The organism is Dyadobacter sp. BHUBP1, assembly GCF_050587785.1.
In the GTDB taxonomy this organism is placed as follows: Bacteria; Bacteroidota; Bacteroidia; order Cytophagales; family Spirosomataceae; genus Dyadobacter.
The window spans coordinates 306,673-326,427 of the sequence record NZ_JBOBIH010000003.1; the positions used below are offsets into that span (position 1 = coordinate 306,673).

At 50.3% G+C, this 19,755-nt stretch carries 12 protein-coding genes; 3 read left to right on the top strand and 9 right to left on the bottom strand.

What is annotated here, in order from left to right; translation table 11 throughout:
- The first annotated feature begins 327 nt into the window (after positions 1-327).
- Positions 328-1,728: a DUF4270 family protein gene (locus tag ACQ4MZ_RS13570; RefSeq protein ID WP_430845611.1), complete on the top strand. Its 1,401-nt coding sequence runs from the start codon at positions 328-330 to the stop codon at positions 1,726-1,728.
- A gap of 56 nt (positions 1,729-1,784) precedes the next feature.
- Here ACQ4MZ_RS13570 and ACQ4MZ_RS13575 read toward each other — a convergent pair whose 3' ends face one another.
- The 6 genes from ACQ4MZ_RS13575 to ACQ4MZ_RS13600 form a co-directional block, all read right to left on the bottom strand.
- Positions 1,785-2,699, bottom strand: a complete 915-nt coding sequence (locus ACQ4MZ_RS13575; protein ID WP_430845612.1) for a bestrophin family protein — start codon at positions 2,697-2,699, stop codon at positions 1,785-1,787.
- A gap of 80 nt (positions 2,700-2,779) precedes the next feature.
- Entirely contained in the window at positions 2,780-5,950 is a 3,171-nt protein-coding gene (locus tag ACQ4MZ_RS13580) for an efflux RND transporter permease subunit (RefSeq protein ID WP_430845613.1), read from the bottom strand.
- A gap of 39 nt (positions 5,951-5,989) precedes the next feature.
- The gene (locus ACQ4MZ_RS13585) at positions 5,990-7,129 is read right to left on the bottom strand and encodes an efflux RND transporter periplasmic adaptor subunit (RefSeq protein ID WP_430845614.1); all 1,140 of its coding nucleotides are present in this window, start codon (positions 7,127-7,129) and stop codon (positions 5,990-5,992) included.
- An 85-nt stretch (positions 7,130-7,214) separates the two neighbouring features.
- Positions 7,215-8,579, bottom strand: a complete 1,365-nt coding sequence (locus ACQ4MZ_RS13590) for a TolC family protein (protein WP_430845615.1) — start codon at positions 8,577-8,579, stop codon at positions 7,215-7,217.
- A gap of 382 nt (positions 8,580-8,961) precedes the next feature.
- A complete protein-coding gene (locus ACQ4MZ_RS13595) occupies positions 8,962-10,674 on the bottom strand; it encodes a sodium:solute symporter (RefSeq protein WP_430845616.1) in 1,713 nt (570 codons plus the stop codon).
- Positions 10,671-10,814: a hypothetical protein gene (locus ACQ4MZ_RS13600; protein ID WP_170118858.1), complete on the bottom strand. Its 144-nt coding sequence runs from the start codon at positions 10,812-10,814 to the stop codon at positions 10,671-10,673. Before ACQ4MZ_RS13600 ends, ACQ4MZ_RS13595 begins: the two co-directional genes overlap by 4 nt.
- A gap of 221 nt (positions 10,815-11,035) precedes the next feature.
- Here ACQ4MZ_RS13600 and ACQ4MZ_RS13605 point away from each other — a divergent pair, with 221 nt between their 5' ends.
- Together ACQ4MZ_RS13605 and ACQ4MZ_RS13610 are read left to right on the top strand one after the other, a co-directional pair.
- The gene (locus ACQ4MZ_RS13605) at positions 11,036-12,823 is read left to right on the top strand and encodes an alpha-L-rhamnosidase C-terminal domain-containing protein (protein WP_430845617.1); all 1,788 of its coding nucleotides are present in this window, start codon (positions 11,036-11,038) and stop codon (positions 12,821-12,823) included.
- A gap of 18 nt (positions 12,824-12,841) precedes the next feature.
- Positions 12,842-15,682, top strand: coding sequence for a family 78 glycoside hydrolase catalytic domain (locus ACQ4MZ_RS13610; protein ID WP_430845618.1), 2,841 nt, complete (start codon positions 12,842-12,844; stop codon positions 15,680-15,682).
- A gap of 5 nt (positions 15,683-15,687) precedes the next feature.
- Here the strand turns inward: ACQ4MZ_RS13610 and rfbD are convergent, their stop codons facing one another.
- From rfbD to ACQ4MZ_RS13625, 3 genes are all read right to left on the bottom strand, one after another.
- Positions 15,688-16,554, bottom strand: coding sequence for a dTDP-4-dehydrorhamnose reductase (gene rfbD, locus ACQ4MZ_RS13615; RefSeq protein WP_430845619.1), 867 nt, complete (start codon positions 16,552-16,554; stop codon positions 15,688-15,690).
- Positions 16,555-16,613: 59 nt separating this feature from the next.
- Complete coding sequence (locus ACQ4MZ_RS13620; RefSeq protein ID WP_430845620.1) at positions 16,614-17,594, bottom strand: T9SS type A sorting domain-containing protein; 981 nt, start codon at positions 17,592-17,594, stop codon at positions 16,614-16,616.
- A gap of 168 nt (positions 17,595-17,762) precedes the next feature.
- Positions 17,763-19,133, bottom strand: coding sequence for a sugar transferase (locus tag ACQ4MZ_RS13625; RefSeq protein WP_430845621.1), 1,371 nt, complete (start codon positions 19,131-19,133; stop codon positions 17,763-17,765).
- Positions 19,134-19,755 lie beyond the last annotated feature (622 nt).

Sequence of the window (19,755 nt, forward strand, 5' to 3'; positions counted from 1 at the left end):
TTGTCCAAAACTTTAATCTGTCAGTTACTTTCAACGTGTATCGGGTTACAATGTTGCGCCGTGGCACGACTGCCGGCAAGTCTTGGGATGCATTCCAACCGCAAAAGGTTTAAAATAGTCCTTGCACTTTTACGTTTCTTACCGGGTTTGCCACTATTGGGGTGCTTACGGCGTAACGGTTGAAAAGCCTTTGCTTAACTCTTACGTATGCATCCTGTTTTTTGTTGCAAACCGGATTTTACTTTCTTATTTATCCGAAATCTTTGAATCATGTTGTAATTAAGAATGCAACTGATATTTTTGCACTTTTTACTGTTCTTACTCTAAATGAAATTTCAGTCTTATTCCTTCGGGAAGTCGTCCATAGTCTCTAAGCTTCTGATCATAATTGGATTTGCGTTTTCGCTTGCTGCGTGCGAGTGGGGGGATGAGATCGAATCCCTGGCGCAACCCGATCCGGACGATTTCGCTGTGTTAAATGCCGATACAGTGACTGTTAATCTGTCCACGATTGGTACTGATTCACTTCAAACCGGAGCTACGCTGCGCCTGCTTTACGGCACATATAAAGACCCTTACTTCGGCCGCGTAAAGACCATGGGCTTTTTTCAGCCCACTATTAATGGTTCGGAAAGCGTTGCACAGGAAGCGCAATACGATTCGCTGATCCTTTCGCTCAGATACGATAACAAATACAGCTACGGCGACAGCACCAAGCCAATGAATCTGACGGTTCATAAGTTGCTGAAAGACATTACCGATATTCCTGCTGATGCCGCTTACTGGAACCACAATCTCACTCCTTATGATCCGGTGGCGATCGGAAAGGTGACGATCACACCACGTCCGAGAACTTCTTCTGTATTGCGGATCAGGCTTTCAGACGTTCTTGGAAAGCAGGTTTTTGAAAAAGCCCGCGCCAATCAATTGGGCTCTGCCGACTGGATCGACCTAGTGAAAGGACTTGTGTTGGTGCCTGGTTCAACGGATAACAGCGCAATCATAGCTTTTCGCAGGGATAGCCTCAGCACCTCTGTGCAGCTGCATTACCATACGCCGTCGGTGAGCGAGTACAAAAAAGATTCAGCCGTATTTCAGGTTACTGCGAGCTACAATCACGTCACAGCTGATCCTGCGGGAACGCAGCTTGCCAAACTGCCCGCGAATAAAAGAATTGCGCTGCCTTCGACGGAATCAGGCAATATGGCATTCATGCAGGCCGGAACTGGGATTATGCTTCGCGTAGATTTGCCCTACCTCCGGAATTTCAGATTTGCGCAATACACTGCCATTAACAAGGCATTTTTGAAGATCAAACCGTTGAGAGGTACAGTTACGAATGCATACACGCTTCCCCCTGTGCTGTATTTGTACCGCGTTGACAAAAATAACCAGTTCTATACGGATGCGAACGGCGCGCCATTGGCAGTATCGATCCTGGGTGGCCAGGGAGGTGCATATAGCCCGCTGGTGAATGACCTGATCAAAAATGAACAATATTACCGTTTTGATATCAGCTCATATGCAACCGAACTTATGGTTTCCGAAACCGGCGATGTAGGTGGGATTATCATCCGCAGCAGCCCATTCAAGGCAAGCGGGCTTTTCCGGGAAACCGGCAGCGAGTACTCGCAGAGCGTCGACCGGCTGGTGGTAGGAGATCAGCGCAATACGACCGAGAAGGGCGTTGAGCTCGAATTGTATTACACGAAGGTTAAGCCGAAATAGTAACTTTCAATACGCATAGGCAAAAGGGGTAAGCAAAAGGCTTACCCCTTTTGCTTTTACATCACTACCCCATTCTTGGGCAGGATCTTCTCAGGCACCTTCTCAGCGCCGATCAATTGCAGCAGGTTAATCTCGATATTGCGCGACATCGAAGTCATTGGAATATCGTTAGGCCCGTTTTCGAACGGGTTTTGCATAATATAAGCAATCCATTCCACATAAAAGAACAGGAAAGAAATCGTGAAAGTGATCGGGATGGCAATTCGGCCGATGCTTTCGACAAGGCCCATGGGCAACACCAGCGTGAAAATAAATATCACCAGATGTACAAAAAAGGCATATTGCGTAGGGAAGACCGTATTCTTGATCCGTTCGCATTTGCCCATCGCGTCGCAAAGTCTGCGAAGGGTATCATCGATATTCTGGTAGAGCAATGTCTTGATCTGCCCGGAATCATGTAATGCAGCAATTTTGAACTGGATAAGATTCAGAATGGCGTTGGGAATATTGTCTTGTGTGCTTACATACTCGCGCTCTTCGGCGGTCAGGTGAAGGTCGGCATACACGAGGACCTGCGTGCGGCGCAGCGAGTTGGCCAGCGCATAGCACCAGGCAATCTGCAAGTGGGCGATATTGGCGACCAGTTCGCGCTTTTCGTTCGCTGGCGCTTCGGTGAATGTTACGGCCTGTCGCACGAGCGTCCGACTATCGTTGACGATCTCTCCCCAGGATTTGCGCGCTTCCCACCAACGGTCGTAGGCAGAGTTAGTCCTGAAACCAAGTAGCAGAGAGAGAGCGCCGTACCGAGAATTGTGGTGATCGAAATGGGGAAGGAGAGAAAATGCCAGTTTTGATAACTGAAAAGATAAAATACCAGCGTTGCGTAAGCTGTAACCGCAACGACGCCCACCCAAATGCCTTTGAGCAGGCGCCAGATCGAAAAGACCTCTTTGACGTACATATATGATCATAATAAGTTCTTTGCCAAAATATAAAAAGCGGACCATAGTAAGACCTATGATCCGCTTTTCGAAATAAAAACAATATACTGTTAATGTGCTGGAGCGTCGGCGATATTGCCCGGCTTAACTGGCTGATTGCCTTTTTTGCCAGTTGCGAGCTTTTCGATGGCTACAAACAATACAGGGACCACGAAAATCGCCAGGGAGGTGGCGGCAAGCATACCACCGAATACCGTCCAGCCGATGGTTTTCCGTGATTCGGCAGCGGCCCCGCTTGCAAACGCGAGCGGAAGTACCCCTAGAATAAACGCGAGCGAGGTCATAATGATCGGCCGCAAACGCAGCTGCACCGCTTCGAGTGTTGCTTTTACGAGCTCCATTCCGTTATCAACCCGCTCTTTGGCGAATTCAACGATCAGGATCGCGTTCTTGGCCGCCAAACCAATCAAGGTGATCAGACCGATCTGCGCGTAAATGTTGTTGGACAAATTCGGCAGAAACGTCAGCGTCAAAATCGAGCCGAATGCGCCGATCGGTACGGCGAAAAGTACCGAGAACGGAATCGACCAGCTTTCGTAAAGCGCAGCAAGGAACAGAAACACAAAGACAATCGAGATCGCGAAGATGGTCACTGTGCTGTCTCCGGCTTTAATCTCTTCACTACTCATACCTGAAAATTCGTAACTGTAACCGGCAGGAAGTTTGGCGGCCTCTTCACGCAACGCGGTGATCGCCTGACCGCTACTGAAACCAGGTTTAGGCGTACCATTGATCTCCACAGAACGGTAGATATTGTAATGCGAAATCAATGCAGGGTTTTCTACGACGCGGGAAGTGACCAGCGCGCTGAGCGGTACCATATTGCCGGCCCTGTTGCGCACGTAGAACTTCTGGATTTTGTCCAGCGAGGAACGGAAACTGCTGTCGGCCTGTACCATTACACGGAAGTTACGGCCGTAGAGGTTGAAGTCGTTGACGTAGGAACTACCCAAAAGTGTCGACAACGAGTTGAACACATCATTCACCTGCACACCTAGTTTCTTGGTTTTATCCCGGTCAACATCGATCTGATAGCTTGGCGTCCTTGCATTGAAGAAGGTATAAGCCATCGCTATTTCAGGACGTTTATTAACTCTTCCCAAAAACTCGCGGGCTACTGCTTCAAATTGCTGGATATTGTCGGTACTGGTAGACTGTTGCAGCTGGAAAGTGAAACCGGAAGTCGCACCCAGACCCGGGATCGCAGGCGGGGCGATGGCAAGTACGCGCGCTTCCTTGATATCGGCCGTGCGCTTCTGGATTTCCTTGATCACCGCCTGTACGTGGTGCTCTGCGCCTTTACGGTCGGCCCACGGGTGCAAGCTCACGAACATGGTACCCACGTTGGATTTGTTCGAGAAGCTGATCACGTTCAATCCGGCAAGACCACCCACTACTTTTACTTCCGGAATCGAGGAGACGCGCGACATAATGTCTTTGATCATCGCCACGTTGCGGGTTGTCGAAGTCGCTTCCTGCATTTCATAGGTTACAAAAAGGCGGCCTTCATCTTCTACCGGAATAAAGCCCGAAGGTTTGTTTTTGAAAAGAAAGAACAAGCCTACAAACAAACAGACCATCATCACCAGCACCAGTGGGGTGGCTTTGATCCATTTGGAAACGCCTCTTGTGTAAGAGTGCGATACTTTGTCAAACCAGCGGTTGAAACGGTCGAAGAATTTTTCGAGCGCGTTCTTGCTCTCATCGGCGCCTTTGGAAGGCCGCAGCATGATCGAGCAGAGTGCCGGCGTAAGCGAAAGCGCTACAAAAGCCGAAAGCAGTACAGATACTGCGATCGTGATCGCAAATTGCTGATAAAGCCGTCCTACGATACCCGGAACGAAGCCTACCGGCACGAATACAGCCGCAAGGATCAAGGCAATCGCGATTACCGGGCCGGAAATATCCTTCATAGCCTGTTCGGTAGCGGCGCGGGGCGACATTTTCTTTTCATCGATATAATGCTGCACAGCTTCCACCACCACAATCGCGTCATCTACCACAATACCGATCGCGAGTACAAACGCGAAGAGCGTGAGCGTGTTGATCGTAAATCCGAAAGGAATGAAGAATATAAATGTACCGATCAATGAAACCGGGATCGCTAGGATCGGGATCAAAGTCGCCCGCCAGTTTTGGAGGAACAAAAACACGACAAGTACCACCAGGATCATCGCCTCGCCAAAGGTGTGAAGCACTTCCTCGATAGAGACCTTCACGACTGACGCTGTTTCGACAGGGATCACATAGTCGATGTCTTTGGGAAAGGTTTTTTTCATTTCGGTCAAAGCCTTCATCACACCCTCGTAGGTATCGAGCGCGTTGGCACCCGGCGCCTGGTAGATGAGTACGAACGCCGCAGGCTTGCCGCTTACGAATGCATTCACCCCGTAATCGAACTTGCCCAGCTCTACGCGCGCCACATCGCGCAGGTATACGACACTACCCTGTTCGGGCGCCGAGCGCACGATGATGTTCTCAAACTGCTCCTTGGTATTCAGGCGGCTGTTGGTCAGCACGCTGTATTCGAATGCCTGCGCGCCGGGTTGCGGGGTGCCACCCACCGTACCTGCCGCGATCTGCAAGTTTTGTTCTGCCAATGCCGCTGAAATATCCGACGGGGTCATTCTCAGGTTGGCTAGTTTCTCCGGATTGAGCCAGATACGCATCCCGAAGTCGTCCGCACGGGACACGATATCACCCACACCTTTCACGCGTTGCAGCGCGTCCTTGAGGTAGATGTTAGCGTAGTTACCAATGAACTGCGCATCGTGCGTGCCGTTGGGCGAGTACAATGCGAGGGCGATCATGATACTAGGCTGGCGTTTACGCACCGTCAAGCCAAGGCGTTTCACCGCATCGGGAAGGGTTGGTTCGGCCACGCTTACGCGGTTTTGCACGTCAAGGGCGGCGATATTGACGTCAGTGCCCACGTCAAATGTGACGTTAATGCTGCTTTGGCCGCTGCTGGTACTGTTACTCGACATGTAAGTCATGCCGGGCACACCGTTGATCTGCGTTTCAATAGGGGTAGTCGTTGTCTGCTCGACGGTCTGGGCGTCGGCCCCTGTAAAGTTACCGCTAACTGTCACGGTAGGAGGGGTAACGTCGGGATATTGGGCTACCGGCAGGGTGGTCAGGGCAATGAGCCCGACCAGGACTATCACCACCGAGGATACTATCGCGGTGACCGGCCTTTTTATAAAAACATCTGCAATCATTTCGTACTGGTTTATGAAATAGTAAAACGGACCGGCTACTTATTTTTTGGGAGCGGTACCCTGAGCCTGCGCTGGCGCACCTTCCTGTATAACTGCTCCTTCGCGAAGGTTCTGCACACCTTCCACCGCGATTTTCTCGCCTTCTTTAAGCCCGTCTTTGACGATGATATTCTTGCCGATAGCAGTACCAAGCACCACTTTGCGCTGGGTAACTTTGCTGCTGTCGCCAGCGACGTATACAAAGAACTCTCCCAATTGCTCTGTAACGGCTTTGTAAGGAATCACGACGGATTTGGATCCTGCATTGTTGAGCACCATCACAGTGCCGCTCATGCCTGCCCGGAGCTGATTGTCCTTGTTGGGGAAAACAAGACGGGTCTTGATGCTACCGGTCTGCGGATCCACGGCGCGGTCGAGCAGCGCGATCTTACCGTGTGCGGGATAGATGTCGGTTCCGAATTTGATCGAGAATGTCGAATCGTTCGCCTTTTGAGACTTCATCAAGGAAGTGAAGCGGTAAATCTCTTTCTGGTCCACGTTGAAATCGACGGCCAGCTGATTGTCGGTCGAAACCGTGTTCAGAATGGTTTGGCCCGCTGAAACCGGCGCGCCGACTTTCACTTGCGAAATACCGATGACGCCGTCGAATGGCGCGACCACTTTCGTGTAACGCACGCTGGTCTGGCTGGCTTTAATGCTTGCCTTGGCAGCATCTACCTGTCGTTTTGCTACTTCGAGCGCTGCATCCGCGTTATCGACGAGCTGTTTGGCTACCGCGTCGTTCTTTTCGAGCTCATGATAGCGGTCGGCATCTTTCTGAGCGCGGGCCAGATTAGCTTCCTGTACATTCAGGTTAGCTACCGCCTGATCGTAGTTGGCGTCATAAAGCTGAGCGTCGATCGTATAAAGCAGCTGGCCTTTGCGCACGCGCGCTCCGTCCGTGAAATGAATGCCGGTTACAAAGCCGGTAACCTGCGGGCGCAGCTCGACTTCGTTCAGTGGCACAACCGTTCCGGGGTACTCGTCATAGTAGGAAGCCTCCGAGGAAGCTACTTCTGCCAGGGTTACCTGTACGGCCGGAGGAGCGGTAGGCGCCTGTTGCTGGTCTTTTTTGCCGCATGAGAAGATCGTCAATGCAAGCAGGGCAGCGGGGTAATATTTTGTTGTATTTAAATACATATCATTAAAGTATTTTCTAATGGAAGCTGGTGTTAAATGGATTGATGACGGGTCGGGCCGCGTAGGTCGGGCCGGGCCGCACCTGTTATTGAATGTTGATCTGTCCGAGTGCTTTCTGAACGTCGATCTTGCTGGCCAGTACCAAATACAATGCATTGTAGTAATTGATGCGTGCCAGACGAAGGTCGGTTTCGGAGGTGACCACTTCCAGGTACGTTTTGATACCCGACTTGTATTGCAGCTGGATCACGTCATACACCTCACGTGCGAGCTCAACATTTTCTTTCTGAGCCAGCAGGTTAGTCAGATTGCCTTTGTAATTGGCCAATGCGCTGGCGTATTCAGAGTTCACATTGTTTTGCAGGCCTTTCAGGTCCCAGTCCAGGCGTTTGAGCTGCCATTCGGCCTGTTTGGTATTCGCCTTTCTTTTACCGCCCTGGTAAATAGGGAGCGAAAGAGTCAGCAAGCCGAACGAGTTGGGATAGTTCTTATTATAAAGGTCCGAAAAATGATTGTTCTGAAAGTTGAGGTTATAAGCTCCGTTCAGCGAGAGGTTGGGCAAATAGCTCCATTTGTTGTACTGCAAATTCGCTTCGGCCAACTTTTTCTGCGTTGCCAGGATCTGGTACTCGATCCGGCTGTTCAGATCCACATTCTGCAAAGTATCCAGGGCAATTTCACGCTCCATTTGCAAAGTGTCATAACTGATTTGCAATGCCTTGTTAAGCGGATAACCCATCAGCGTTTTCAGATATTCCAGTTTTGCTTTCAACACTTCCTCGTTGCTTTTCTTATTGGCACGGGTGTTGTTGAGCGAAATGGTAGCCCGTTTATAGTCAATCTTGTCGGCAACGCCGGACTTGTACTGATTCTGGGCATCTTTCAGGCTGCGTTCGAGGCGCACGATGTCTTCTTCAGCCACGCGGATCTGCTGGGTCGTGGCCAGCACATCATAGAATGCCTTGGAAACACTCACGGCCAGGTCGGTTTTGTTGTTGACCGTATTCTGGCTAGCTGCGAAGAGTACATCGCCGCGGGTACGCTTGGCCAATAGCACATCGCGGTTGAAGATCTGTTGGGAAAGCGTGAACTGTGTAGCCGAAACGTTGTTAACCCCCAGTTTCACCGGGTTACCTGCGATAATGCTCGTTTGAACAATAAAGTTGTGCTGCAAATTGTAATTAAAGCCGATCTGCGGGTACCAGTCGGCCAGTTTGGCACGGACCTGATTGGCGGTAATCTGCTCGTCGATTAGCGATTGCTGGATCGCTGGCTGGTTTTTGATAGCGTACGCAACCACTTCCTGTAAAGTTGCCTGTTCCAGGACCGGCGCTTCCCGGTTACTTTCCTGGATGCCCTGAGCCAGGGCGGTACTGAGCAAATTCAATAAGAGGAATGCCGAGCTAAGCGCCAAACGCGTCGTTTTTTGTGGCTTAGACCAATGCTTCATGTAGGTGATCAATTAGAATTTTGGATAGAAATTAAGTGTTTCTGTCTGGTGATGAACAGGTTTGATAATTGGAAAAAATCGTGAAAGGATCAGCTATCCGTGGCTAGGAACAGGATTTTGACCCCCGAAAAGAAAGGATGGATTGGCAATAGCATGGCCAGCAGGTTTAGAGAACGTTTTTGTAAACAATCGGTGACATTAGTGGGCTGCGTATAAGCTTCCCCGTTGTCTGATTGTACTTATTAAGGATTAAAATGAGGGAATAGTTTCCTATCTCTTTGAAAAAAATAGGTAGGGCACCATGAATTCTTTAAAATGTGTAATTTTAAAAGAGAATTGTGCCGTATTAGGACATTTCAAAGGCTTTCACTGTGCGTAAAAATTACGCATTAGGCTTTTCTTCGATGCGTGTTTCATGCTGCGGCCAGATCTTCTCGATCAACCCTGCGAAGATGATCACCAGTACGCAGCCAATTAAATTCAGCCAGAGAAAGGCCGTCAGGTCGATCATATAACTGACGATCACGAATATTTCCCCTATAATGCTGCCAAAGAAAACCGCCCGGCTGCCGATGTTCTTAAAATAGAATGCAACCAGGAATATGCCCAGAATCGTCCCGTAAAACAACGACCCCAGGATATTCACGGCCTCGATCATACTTCCCAGCCGCGAAGCGTACTGCGCAACCGCAATACAGAATACGCCCCAGAAAAAAGTCGCCCAGCGGGAGGCGGCCACGTAATTACGGCCATTCTCGTCTTTCCGCACGATCCTTTTGTAAATGTCAACGATTGTGCAGGAAGCCAGCGAGTTATAGGCCGCAGCCACCGAGCCCATCGAGGCCAGCAGTATCACCGCAATGAGCAAGCCAACCATACCCGCAGGAAGGTAGTCGATCACAAAGCGGAGGAAAATGTAGTTCACATCGTTGGTATCACCGCCGTTGGCTTTGGAGAGCACTGCCGCCGCCTCTTTGCGCACATCCTTGACCTTGCCTTCCAGATCCGCCAGGACACTGCGGGAGGCTGCAATCGCTTGCTGATCGTCCTTGCGGATAGCTTCGGTAAGCGCCATGACCTGCGGACGTTTTATGGCCTGGATTTGTTCATGCTGCTTTTCAAGGGCTGCATATTCGGTGGCATAGGGGCTGGATTTGACATGATCGACAGCCGTCTGGTTGAAAAAAAGCGGTGGCGTGGTGAACTGGTAAAACGCAAACACGAGCACACCTACCAAAAGGATCAGAAACTGCATTGGGATTTTAAGAAGGCCGTTCATCGCCAACCCGAGCTTGCTTTGGCCTTGTGAGCTGCCGGTCAGAAAGCGGCCGACCTGCGACTGGTCGGTGCCAAAATAGGAGAGCTGCAAGAAAAAGCCGCCGATCAGCCCCGACCACACATTGTACCGGTTATTCAAATCGAATGTGAAATCAATCAGATTGACCTTTCCCATCTTGCCAGCGACATGCAGCGCGTCGGTAAAGGAAACCTGCTCGGGTAAGAACTTTACCACCATCACACCTGCCACGACCATGCCGATGGTGATAATGCCCATTTGCTGCAAATGCGTATGTGAAACGGCCCGCGAACCTCCCAGCGTGGTATACAGGATCACTACGCCGCCTGAAATAATGTTGGTCCAGGTAATATCCCAACCCAGAATGGCCGAAAGGATCAGCGAGGGGGCATAAATGGAAAGGCCCGTGGATAAACCGCGCTGCAGCAGGAACAAAAATGCGGTGAGCGCACGCGTACGCAGGTCAAAACGGCCTTCGAGGAATTCGTAGGCGGTGAATATTTTAAGCTTGCCAAATTTGGGCACGAATGTCACGCAAAGTACCACCATTGCCAAAGGCAGCCCGAAGTAGAACTGCACAAAGCGCATACCGTCGGTATAGGCCTGGCCGGGAGCGGAAAGGAAGGTGATAGCGCTGGCCTGGGTGGCCATCAGCGACAATGTCACATGGTACCAGGGCATGGACTGGCCGGCGAGCAGGAACGAATCCATCGTGTGCTTCTCACGGCTGCGGTAGATCCCGTAAAGTACAACAAATAAGAGGGTAAGCGAAAGAACAATCCAGTCGAGTGTGCTCATTGAAAATGGGTCATAAATAAATAGAAGAGGACAATTTGCAATGCGAGCATGCCGATCAGCAGAATGTACAGCTGTTTCCAGCTATTGACAAATGGGGGCAGCCCGTCGCGGTCCTGCGAGCTATTTTCTTTTATGATCATCGTTCGGGTCGAAGGTTTAGTACTGGAAACGGCCGGGGATTGTACCACAAGCAAAAGTAGAACGGTTTTGACATACTTTTAGCATGTAAAAATGTTAACGAAGCGTTAACGGTAGCTATATCCGTCACTGGGCCGGACAGGACAGAACAGGCTAGTTGACTAGTTTATAATTATTTATTTTCCCGCAATATTACAATCCTAAACGCCAAAACTACCTACTTGTGAAAAATTACCTGGCCTTCCTTTCATTTTTTCTATGCGTCTTTGCCGGCAAAGCATTTGCCCAGGAGCTTTCCGGTTCCGGACCATCCAGTGGGGGATTGCCTCCCATTTTCGACAACAGTTATGATGCAGAGAAGGATTCGAGAATCAGGCAGTATCTATCCCCCAAACGCATTGTGTGGATGTCTGACCGCAGTGGCGCCAGTGTGGTGGACGCTTCCAATCTGCTCAGGAAAGGCACCGGCCAGGCGGATCTGGTTCACACCAGTTTCGCCAAGCTAATCAGCAAGGAAGGCCAGACGCCGGGGATATTGTTTGATTTCGGAAAAGAGATACAGGGTGGCATCCAGATCGTGACCGACCAGCCGGCGGACCATAATCCGATCCGAATCCGCATTCGCCTGGGCGAATCGGTTAGCGAGGCGATGTCCGATATCGACACCATTCAAGGGGCAACCAACGACCATGCTATGCGCGATTTCGTCATTCAGGTGCCCTGGCTGGGCGTCATGCAGGTAGGAAATTCCGGTTTCCGCTTCGCCCGCATCGACCTGGTGGACCCGGATCGCGAGCTGCAACTGAAAGAAGTACGCGCTATTTTCGAATACCGCGATATTCCCTACCTGGGCTCTTTCAAAAGTAACGACGAGCGCTTGAACACGATCTGGAATACAGGCGCTTACACGGTGCATTTGAATATGCAGGAATACCTTTGGGACGGTATCAAGCGCGATCGTTTGGTGTGGGTAGGGGATATGCACCCGGAGGTGATGACGATCAACACAGTTTTTGGTAAAAATGAGGTAGTGGCCAAAAGTCTGGATCAGGCCCGCGACATCACGCCGCTGCCAGGCTGGATGAACGGGATTAGCGCCTATTCGATGTGGTGGGTGCTGATTCACCGGGACTTATATAAAAATCAGGGAGATTTACAGTATCTGCGCAAGCAGCAAAAATATCTTGTCGCGCTGCTGGACCAGCTCATGGAGAAAACCAAAGACAATAGGGAAGATCTGGACGGTACGCGTTTTCTGGACTGGCCATCTAGCGAAAATCCGAAAGGCATTCACGCCGGACTGCACGCGATGATGATCATGACGCTGGAAGCCGGCGCAGAGCTTTGCCAGATCCTGGACGAGCCCGCGCAAGCGATCCGCTGCAAAACAATGGCCACCCAGATGAAAATGTATGTCCCTGATGCCAACGGCTCCAAACAGGCAGCGGCATTGATGGCCCTGGCAGGGCTCATACCTGCCGAAAAAGCCAATGCCGACGTAATTGCCGTAGGCGATTGCGAGCGTTTTTCGACGTTCTATGGCTATTACATGTTGCAGGCCAAAGCCAAAGCGAAGGACTACACCGGCGCCTTGAACTGTATCCGCAGTTACTGGGGCGGCATGCTGGATATGGGAGCCACCACATTCTGGGAGGATTTCGATCTGGCCTGGACCAAAAATGCCGCGCCGATCGACGAGCTGGTCCCGGACAGAAAAGATGACATTCATGGGGATTTTGGCGCTTATTGCTATAAAAAGCTCCGCCACAGCCTTTGCCATGGCTGGGCTTCGGGGCCTACTTCCTGGCTTTCCGAGCATGTGCTGGGAGTGAGCATTGTCGAGCCCGGCTGCAAGGCGATCCGCATTCAGCCAAACCTGGGCGATTTGCAATGGGTGGAAGGTACCTATCCGACACCGATGGGTGTGGTCAAGATCCGGCACGAGAAGCAGGCTGACGGAACGGTGAAATCTAAAATCGATGCGCCCAAGGGGGTGAAAGTGTTGCGTTAAGATCTAATTCGCTTTTTTATGAAAAGAAATATGCTCTCGGTTATGCTGGTATTAACTATCCTTACGGCAAGCGCAAAGGGGGTAGTGCCAGCTTACCTTCGCTGCGAATACAAAGAATCACCAGTAACGGATGTCCTTCGCCCGCGCTTGAGCTGGGAGCTGTCGGCAGATGAAAACAATCAGGTACAAACTGCCTACCAGATTCTGGTTGCCTCTTCTGTTGAAAAGCTCACAGAGAAAAACGCCGATTTGTGGAATTCCGGGAAAATAGCCGGTCGCCAAACTTCTCAGATCGAATATGCGGGAAAGCCGCTCGAATCGCGCACGGTTTGCTATTGGAAGGTGCGGAGCTGGGATAAAAATGGTACAGTAGGTGAATGGAGCAAGCCCTCGCAATGGGAGATGGGGCTGCTGGATAAATCGGAATGGAAAGCCGCATGGATTGGCCTGGACCTGGACCATTTGGGTAAGGGTAAAGTGTACCATCTGCCTCCTGCTCCCTATCTGCGCAAGGAAGTAACGATCCGCGGCGGGGTTAGGAAAGCACGGCTATATGTTACCGCATTGGGCCTGTATGAGTTTAGTATTAATGGTAAAAAGACCGGCGACGCATTTCTGACGCCCGGCTGGACGGATTATGACAAGCGGGTTTATTACCAGACCTACGATGTGACGGCCGATTTGAAAGCCGGTAAAAATGCATTGGCCTCGCAGCTGTCTTATGGCTGGTATGCGGGTTATCTGGGCTATTCATTATTAGTTCAAAACCCGGTGGTGCGCGCATTTTACGGGAAAGTGCCATTGCTGAAGGCGCAATTGGAAGTAGAGTACCAGGATGGGAAGACAGAAACCTTCGTCACTGACCAGACCTGGAAAGCAAGCCAGGGAGCGCTGCTGGAATCGGATTTGCTCAATGGGGAAACTTATGATGCACGTTTGGAGCAAAAGGGCTGGAATATAGCTGGTTTTGATGACGCTAGCTGGAAAAATCCCCAGGCTTTTCCCGACAAATCGGAGCGGAAAATACAGGTATATCCCGGTCCGCCGGTGAGAGTTACCCAGACGTTAAAGGCGGTAAGCCGGAATGACCGCGGCAATGGGACCTACATTTTTGATATGGGGCAGAACTACGCGGGCATTGTCAGGCTGCATGTAAAGGGTCATGCTGGCGACACGATCCGTCTGCGTTTTGGTGAAAAGCTTTATCCTGATGGCCGGCTAATGACCGAAAACCTGCGAATGGCCCGCGCTACTGATACTTATATATTAAAAGGCGACCCGGCTGGCGAGACCTGGGAGCCCAAGTTCACATTTCACGGGTTTCAGTATGTGGAGGTAGCCGGGTTGAGAAATGCGCCGACGGATGAAACGCTAACGGGGCTTGTCATCGGCTCGGATACACCAAAGGTCGGCGCATTTGAAACCGACAATGCGATGGTTAACCAGCTTTACAGCAATATCGACTGGACGCAGCGTGCCAATTATATAGATATTCCCACCGACTGCCCACAGCGCGATGAGCGGATAGGCTGGACGGGCGATGCGCAGGTGTATGTGAAATCGGCGACATTCAACCGGGACGTGGCTTCGTTTTTCACCAAATGGGTGGTCGATCTGAACGACGGTCAATACGAAAACGGTGCTTATCCGCTTTACGCACCGCGACCGAACCTTCGCAAAACTGATACTTTTTCGCCGGGATGGATGGAGGCCGGCATTATCTGTCCGTACCAGATTTACAAGACTTACGACGATACCCGCATGATCCATAACGGCTGGGCTGATATGGTGCGGTTCATGGATTTTCTTGATACCAGAAGCAAAGGGTCCTACCTCTTCAAAGAGAATGCATTTACCGACATCGATCCGAAAGGAGGCTTCGGGGACTGGCTTTCATTTGGCAAGAAAACCCCGCCGGACATGCTCGCCTCTTTTTACTATGCCTACTGCGCCGATCTGATGGCTGAAATGGCAGCGGCGATCGGCAATGCAAAGGATCAACAGCGGTTTAGCGAAACGGGTAGGAAAGTACGGGAGGCGATCCGCGAGCATTATGTCGATCAGCAGGGGCGTTTCAAATGTAATGATAAAGCTTATGGCAATGGAGCCGGTTATGTGGACGGTTCCCTGGGTTTTACCGGACACACCCAGACAGCCTATGCCAATGCCATTTACATGGATATTATCGATCCCTCGGACCGCGTCAAAGCAGGGGCGTACCTGGCCGAATTGCTGAAAGAGAACGGCGATAAGCTAGCTACCGGTTTTCTGGGTGCAAAGCCGCTGCTTCCGGCGCTTTCGGCCACGGGCCGCTCGGACCTTGCTTACAAACTATTTTTGAGCAAAGAATTCCCATCCTGGGGATTTGAGGTTGAAAACGGCTCTACCACGATCTGGGAGCGGTGGGACAGCTTCACCAAAGAGGATGGCTTTAAGTACAATGCAGCCATGAACTCGTTCAGCCACTACGCGTTTGGGGCTGTGTGCGAATGGATGTTTGGTAATGCGGCGGGCATCGTGATGACCAAACCTGGTTTCGAGACGTTTGACATCCGGCCAGAAATTGCCCCAGACGGTATGGGTAGCGATGGGATCAATCACCTAAAAGCCTCACTGCGCACGATTAGCGGTACCATTATTTCTGAATGGAGCAAGAAAGGCGGTATACTGACAGTGAAAGTGACCGTGCCCGTGAACACGTTCGCGCGTATATATATACCCGCGGGCGCGGATGCGAAGGTGCTTGTAAATGGACAGCAGCTATCTGCCTCCACGACGGTAAAAGGCCTTCGAAAAGAAGATAGCTGCGTGGTTGTCGAGGCGGGCTCGGGCAGTTATGAATTTACGGTGAGCAGGTAAGGCAACTAGCTTACCGTTTCATTTACCAGGCGATCTATACAGACGCCCAGACTGTCGCGCCAGTAAGGAATTCCGATGCCGAAAGTGTTTTTGATCTTGGACTTATCCATCACCGAATAAGCGGGGCGGACTGCGCGCGTGACATATTCCGAGGTTTTAACCGGATTGAGCTTCACAGTCGTTTCGCTCAGGTCGAATACCGCTTTGGCGAAATCATACCACGAAGTAACGCCTTCGTTGCTATAATGGTAAATACCATAGGATGTGCTACCGGATTCGGTAATATCCAAAATCACATTGGCCAGATCGATCGCGTAAGTAGGAGAGCCCACCTGGTCGACGATCACGCCCAATTGCTCGCGCTCGCGACCAAGGCGCAGCATGGTTTTAACAAAGTTGTTGCCGAATTCAGAATAGAGCCAGCTCGTACGGATGGTAAAATGCTCGGGCAAAATCTCGGTGATCGCTGCCTCGCCCTCCAGCTTGGTCAGTCCGTAGATATTTTCAGGCTCGGCAGGGTCGGTTTCGGAGAGTAATTTGGGAGTGTCACCTTTGAAAACGAAGTCGGTTGAAATGTGGATTAGTGTTGCCTGATGTTTTTTACATACCTCGGCAATATACGCAGCGCCGTCGCGATTGACTTTCCGACAGGTATCCACGTCGTCCTCGGCTTTATCGACAGCCGTATAGGCAGCACAGTTGATAATGAACTGCGGTTTCTCAGCCGTAAAAAGTTTATCGAGCTGTTCTTTGTCGAGGATGTTGGCGTTCTCTTCCGAGGGGAAGGAGATGTCGGTAATGTTACGTTCCGCTGAGTTTTTTTTAAGGCAGCTTCCCAACTGGCCTGAGGCACCTAATACGAGTATTCTCATTGAGTATTTATTGAAATACGTTGTTTGCAAATTTAAAGAATGCCTCAGGGAAGCAGGTATTATTTATTAATTATTATTTTGCGGGAAGTGATTTTGCCTTTATCGTCTTCGATACTCACCAGGTAAACACCTGCTGGCAGGTCGTTTACATTGATGCCTTTCTCGTAGTTCCGGTTAACTGATATAACGCTCCGGCCGCGCATGTCGACAACCGACACCTGTTTTATGCGCCGGCCATTGCGAACAAAAATCCTGTCACGCGCCGGGTTGGGATACACCGCAGCGTTTGCTTCATCCGCCGAACTGCTCCCTGGTTTCAGTATTTCGGTTCCGTTTGCTGCGACCAACAGGCTGTCGGCGCCTGGCGCCATTTCGCGGGTCGAGGAAAGATCGACCCCGAATGTATAAGCCAGATAAGTGTTCGGCACGATCGCAGCGTTGGTCGTCATCGATCCTACGCTAATGTAGCTGGCGCCGCCAAATAACGATATCGGGTCGACTGTGGATGGGATTTTTACCCATCTGGATCCATTCCAGCCAATGATGTAAACCTTGCTAAGATTCCCACCCGGTGCAAGTGAAGACATACCGCTTTCCAGGTGCCATGATAGCGTGATTTTCGTAGCAGTTGTGCCGTTAATATCCCAATATTCCTGGGGCGAGACTTTGCCGATGTTAGCGTCTTTACTCGTGGGTGAAAACGGGGCACCTGTGGGAAGCGGAGGATAGTTGCCTCCCTTGTGACTTGATGTAATGGCTACGGCCGGATTAGCCGAGAAATAGGCCCCTGTTGTTCCGTCTGCGCTCGCCGCAAATGGGCGATACACCGAATTGTCGCTGGTTGGAAAAATAAATCGATTGCTGCCGGTAACTTTCACATAGCCGTCGACCATATTGGCGGTGACAACGGCAGTACTGGGATAAGTAACCTTCCCGAAAGCCGTGCGGTCGGTAAATATCCTCCGTCTTTGCGCATGCAGGCTGTCCATCCCGGTCAGGAGCACGCATACGAATGCTAAAATACGTAAAACCCTTCTCATCTCTCCTTTATAAATTCTAAATGCGTATAACACTTTTTGTTACTCAAAAATAGAATTTATTCTACATATAAAAAAGCGTGCCCCGGGAAAATCGACGGTGTACAAACACAAAAAGCGCCATTGGCGCCTTTTGTGTTACATTAAAATATGGATACTGTCATAGAAATGCTACTGACCGCGCCCTAGAACCATTACCTGAACGGTTCTGAAAATCAGTTGGACGTCGTCGAAAACACTGTAAGATTTCAGATATTGAAGATCATATTTGAGACGCTCAACATTCTTGGCAACTGTATCGGCATAACCTACGTTGATCTGGCCGATGGAAGTAATGCCGGGTTTAACCGTCAAAAGGCGCTGAAAATCGTGGGGAGCAGCTTCCATAAGCATGTCCACGTCATATTTGTACAATGGGCGCGGGCCCACAACCGACATTTCACCTTTCAATACATTGATGAACTGCGGCAACTCGTCGAGGCGTGACTTCCTCAGTATACGGCCTATCGGCGTAATACGCGGATCGTCGTCGCCTTTGGAGTGCTGTAAGCCCATTTTATCGGCGTCCACGCGCATACTGCGGAACTTGTAGATATAGAACGGCTCGCCCCAGCGGCCCGACCGCTGCTGTTTGAAGAACACGGGTCCCGGCGAAGTAATCTTGATCGCCGCCCATACCAGGAAGAATACCGGTGCGCCAAGAATCATCACAATGATGGAGAATATCAAGTCGAATGCACGTTTTACAGTCTGCTCGTTCAGACTTGAAAACGGCTTGGTGTTGATCTGGATAATGGGGTACATGTCGTGGTACTCGATCGTAGCCATATTGGTCATAAAGCCACGGAAGTCAGGTACCAGGCGGATATGCGTCCGATGGCGTTCGCCCAGACGGATGACCTCCTTCACCTGCTCATCATTCATTTCCGAAAGGCAGCAATACAGATAGTCGAGACGCTTTTCTCTGACCATTGTTTCAAGCGATTCTATCGGACTTTTCTCAGAAGCTGGGTCGATTGATCCGGAAAAACGGTAGCCTAGTTCTTTGCGTTCGGCGTAAAATTCCCGGATCAGCGCAGCCAGGTCGCCTTTACCTACGATGCCGTATCGATTGTAGTTGTACCCGGCCTGGCGGTATACTTTTAAAAACAATACGGACGCGGCGCGAGAAGTAACCGAAAGCACAACGAACAGCCCGTAAGTAAGCAGGAATTGCGTTCGGGAATATTCCTCTCCCTGTTTGGTAAGATAAAGGAACGCCATCATTACCGCTGCGTGCACAATCACCGCTTTCAGGAAGTTACCGATCTGCGTGTTGAAATGATAGGATAGCCTGGTGAAGCGGTAGGTCTTGAACAGGTAAATAGTGAATATCCACATCAAGTTCGCCATCAGTAGCAGGTTTATGTACTGATTTTCGAATACCGTGGTTACGCTGTTGTCAAACCGGAAGACATACGCAAAGAAGAACGATACGTTCAATAAGGCTACATCCACCCAAAGGTGCACCTTAGGCAGAAGCCCAGGATAGTGATTTTTCATAATTATAACGTTGAGTATGATGTTCGGTAAAAGTTGGCTTCGACGCATTGTGGGCGGTTCCGCGGCAACTTCCTTTGTCCCGTTGCACAAGTCTACGACTAATCTTTAAATATTTCAATACGTAGCTCGTATAAATTTTGAAAATAGTCGAATAGACGCTACTGGGCAGTAAAATTTTTATTATATAACTATTACTACTTTTTTTTGTTCTATTTGGTTGGGGCGGATTCTGAACGGTTGATGTTCGGTGTGAATCCGGTTTAGATTCGGGCCGGGATTGCCGGTTATCCAAAAATTGTACCAACGTGTCGCAGGTGAAACGGAAAAGCCAATTGCGGTTTAATACCACAACCTGCGGTGTATTGCTACTACATTCACAATGATACTTTGTAGCATATTTTCACCAAAGGTAACATAATTTGTGACAGTCGATTTCCTTGTACAGTAGACTGTATAAGGTCATAATGCCCAGCCAAAGCAGGAATATTATGAAGGGTAATTCAGCGAGTTAAGTAGGAATTTTGAGAATGGAATGGGTTTTTGAAGCGATTGGCTGGAATTTACCTGGTATTCGTCCCGACAGTCACGCTGTACCGGTTCCAGAAGTGCTGCCCGGCGGGCA

What these genes read in the sequence shown, in the direction of transcription:
- ACQ4MZ_RS13570 (WP_430845611.1), top strand. Translation starts at nt 328, where the DNA reads ATGAAATTTCAGTCTTATTCCTTCGGGAAGTCGTCCATAGTCTCTAAG.
- ACQ4MZ_RS13575 (WP_430845612.1), bottom strand. Translation starts at nt 2,699, where the DNA reads ATGATCATATATGTACGTCAAAGAGGTCTTTTCGATCTGGCGCCTGCT.
- ACQ4MZ_RS13580 (WP_430845613.1), bottom strand. Translation starts at nt 5,950, where the DNA reads ATGATTGCAGATGTTTTTATAAAAAGGCCGGTCACCGCGATAGTATCC.
- ACQ4MZ_RS13585 (WP_430845614.1), bottom strand. Translation starts at nt 7,129, where the DNA reads ATGTATTTAAATACAACAAAATATTACCCCGCTGCCCTGCTTGCATTG.
- ACQ4MZ_RS13590 (WP_430845615.1), bottom strand. Translation starts at nt 8,579, where the DNA reads ATGAAGCATTGGTCTAAGCCACAAAAAACGACGCGTTTGGCGCTTAGC.
- ACQ4MZ_RS13595 (WP_430845616.1), bottom strand. Translation starts at nt 10,674, where the DNA reads ATGAGCACACTCGACTGGATTGTTCTTTCGCTTACCCTCTTATTTGTT.
- ACQ4MZ_RS13600 (WP_170118858.1), bottom strand. Translation starts at nt 10,814, where the DNA reads ATGATCATAAAAGAAAATAGCTCGCAGGACCGCGACGGGCTGCCCCCA.
- ACQ4MZ_RS13610 (WP_430845618.1), top strand. Translation starts at nt 12,842, where the DNA reads ATGAAAAGAAATATGCTCTCGGTTATGCTGGTATTAACTATCCTTACG.
- rfbD (WP_430845619.1), bottom strand. Translation starts at nt 16,554, where the DNA reads ATGAGAATACTCGTATTAGGTGCCTCAGGCCAGTTGGGAAGCTGCCTT.
- ACQ4MZ_RS13620 (WP_430845620.1), bottom strand. Translation starts at nt 17,594, where the DNA reads ATGAGAAGGGTTTTACGTATTTTAGCATTCGTATGCGTGCTCCTGACC.
- ACQ4MZ_RS13625 (WP_430845621.1), bottom strand. Translation starts at nt 19,133, where the DNA reads ATGAAAAATCACTATCCTGGGCTTCTGCCTAAGGTGCACCTTTGGGTG.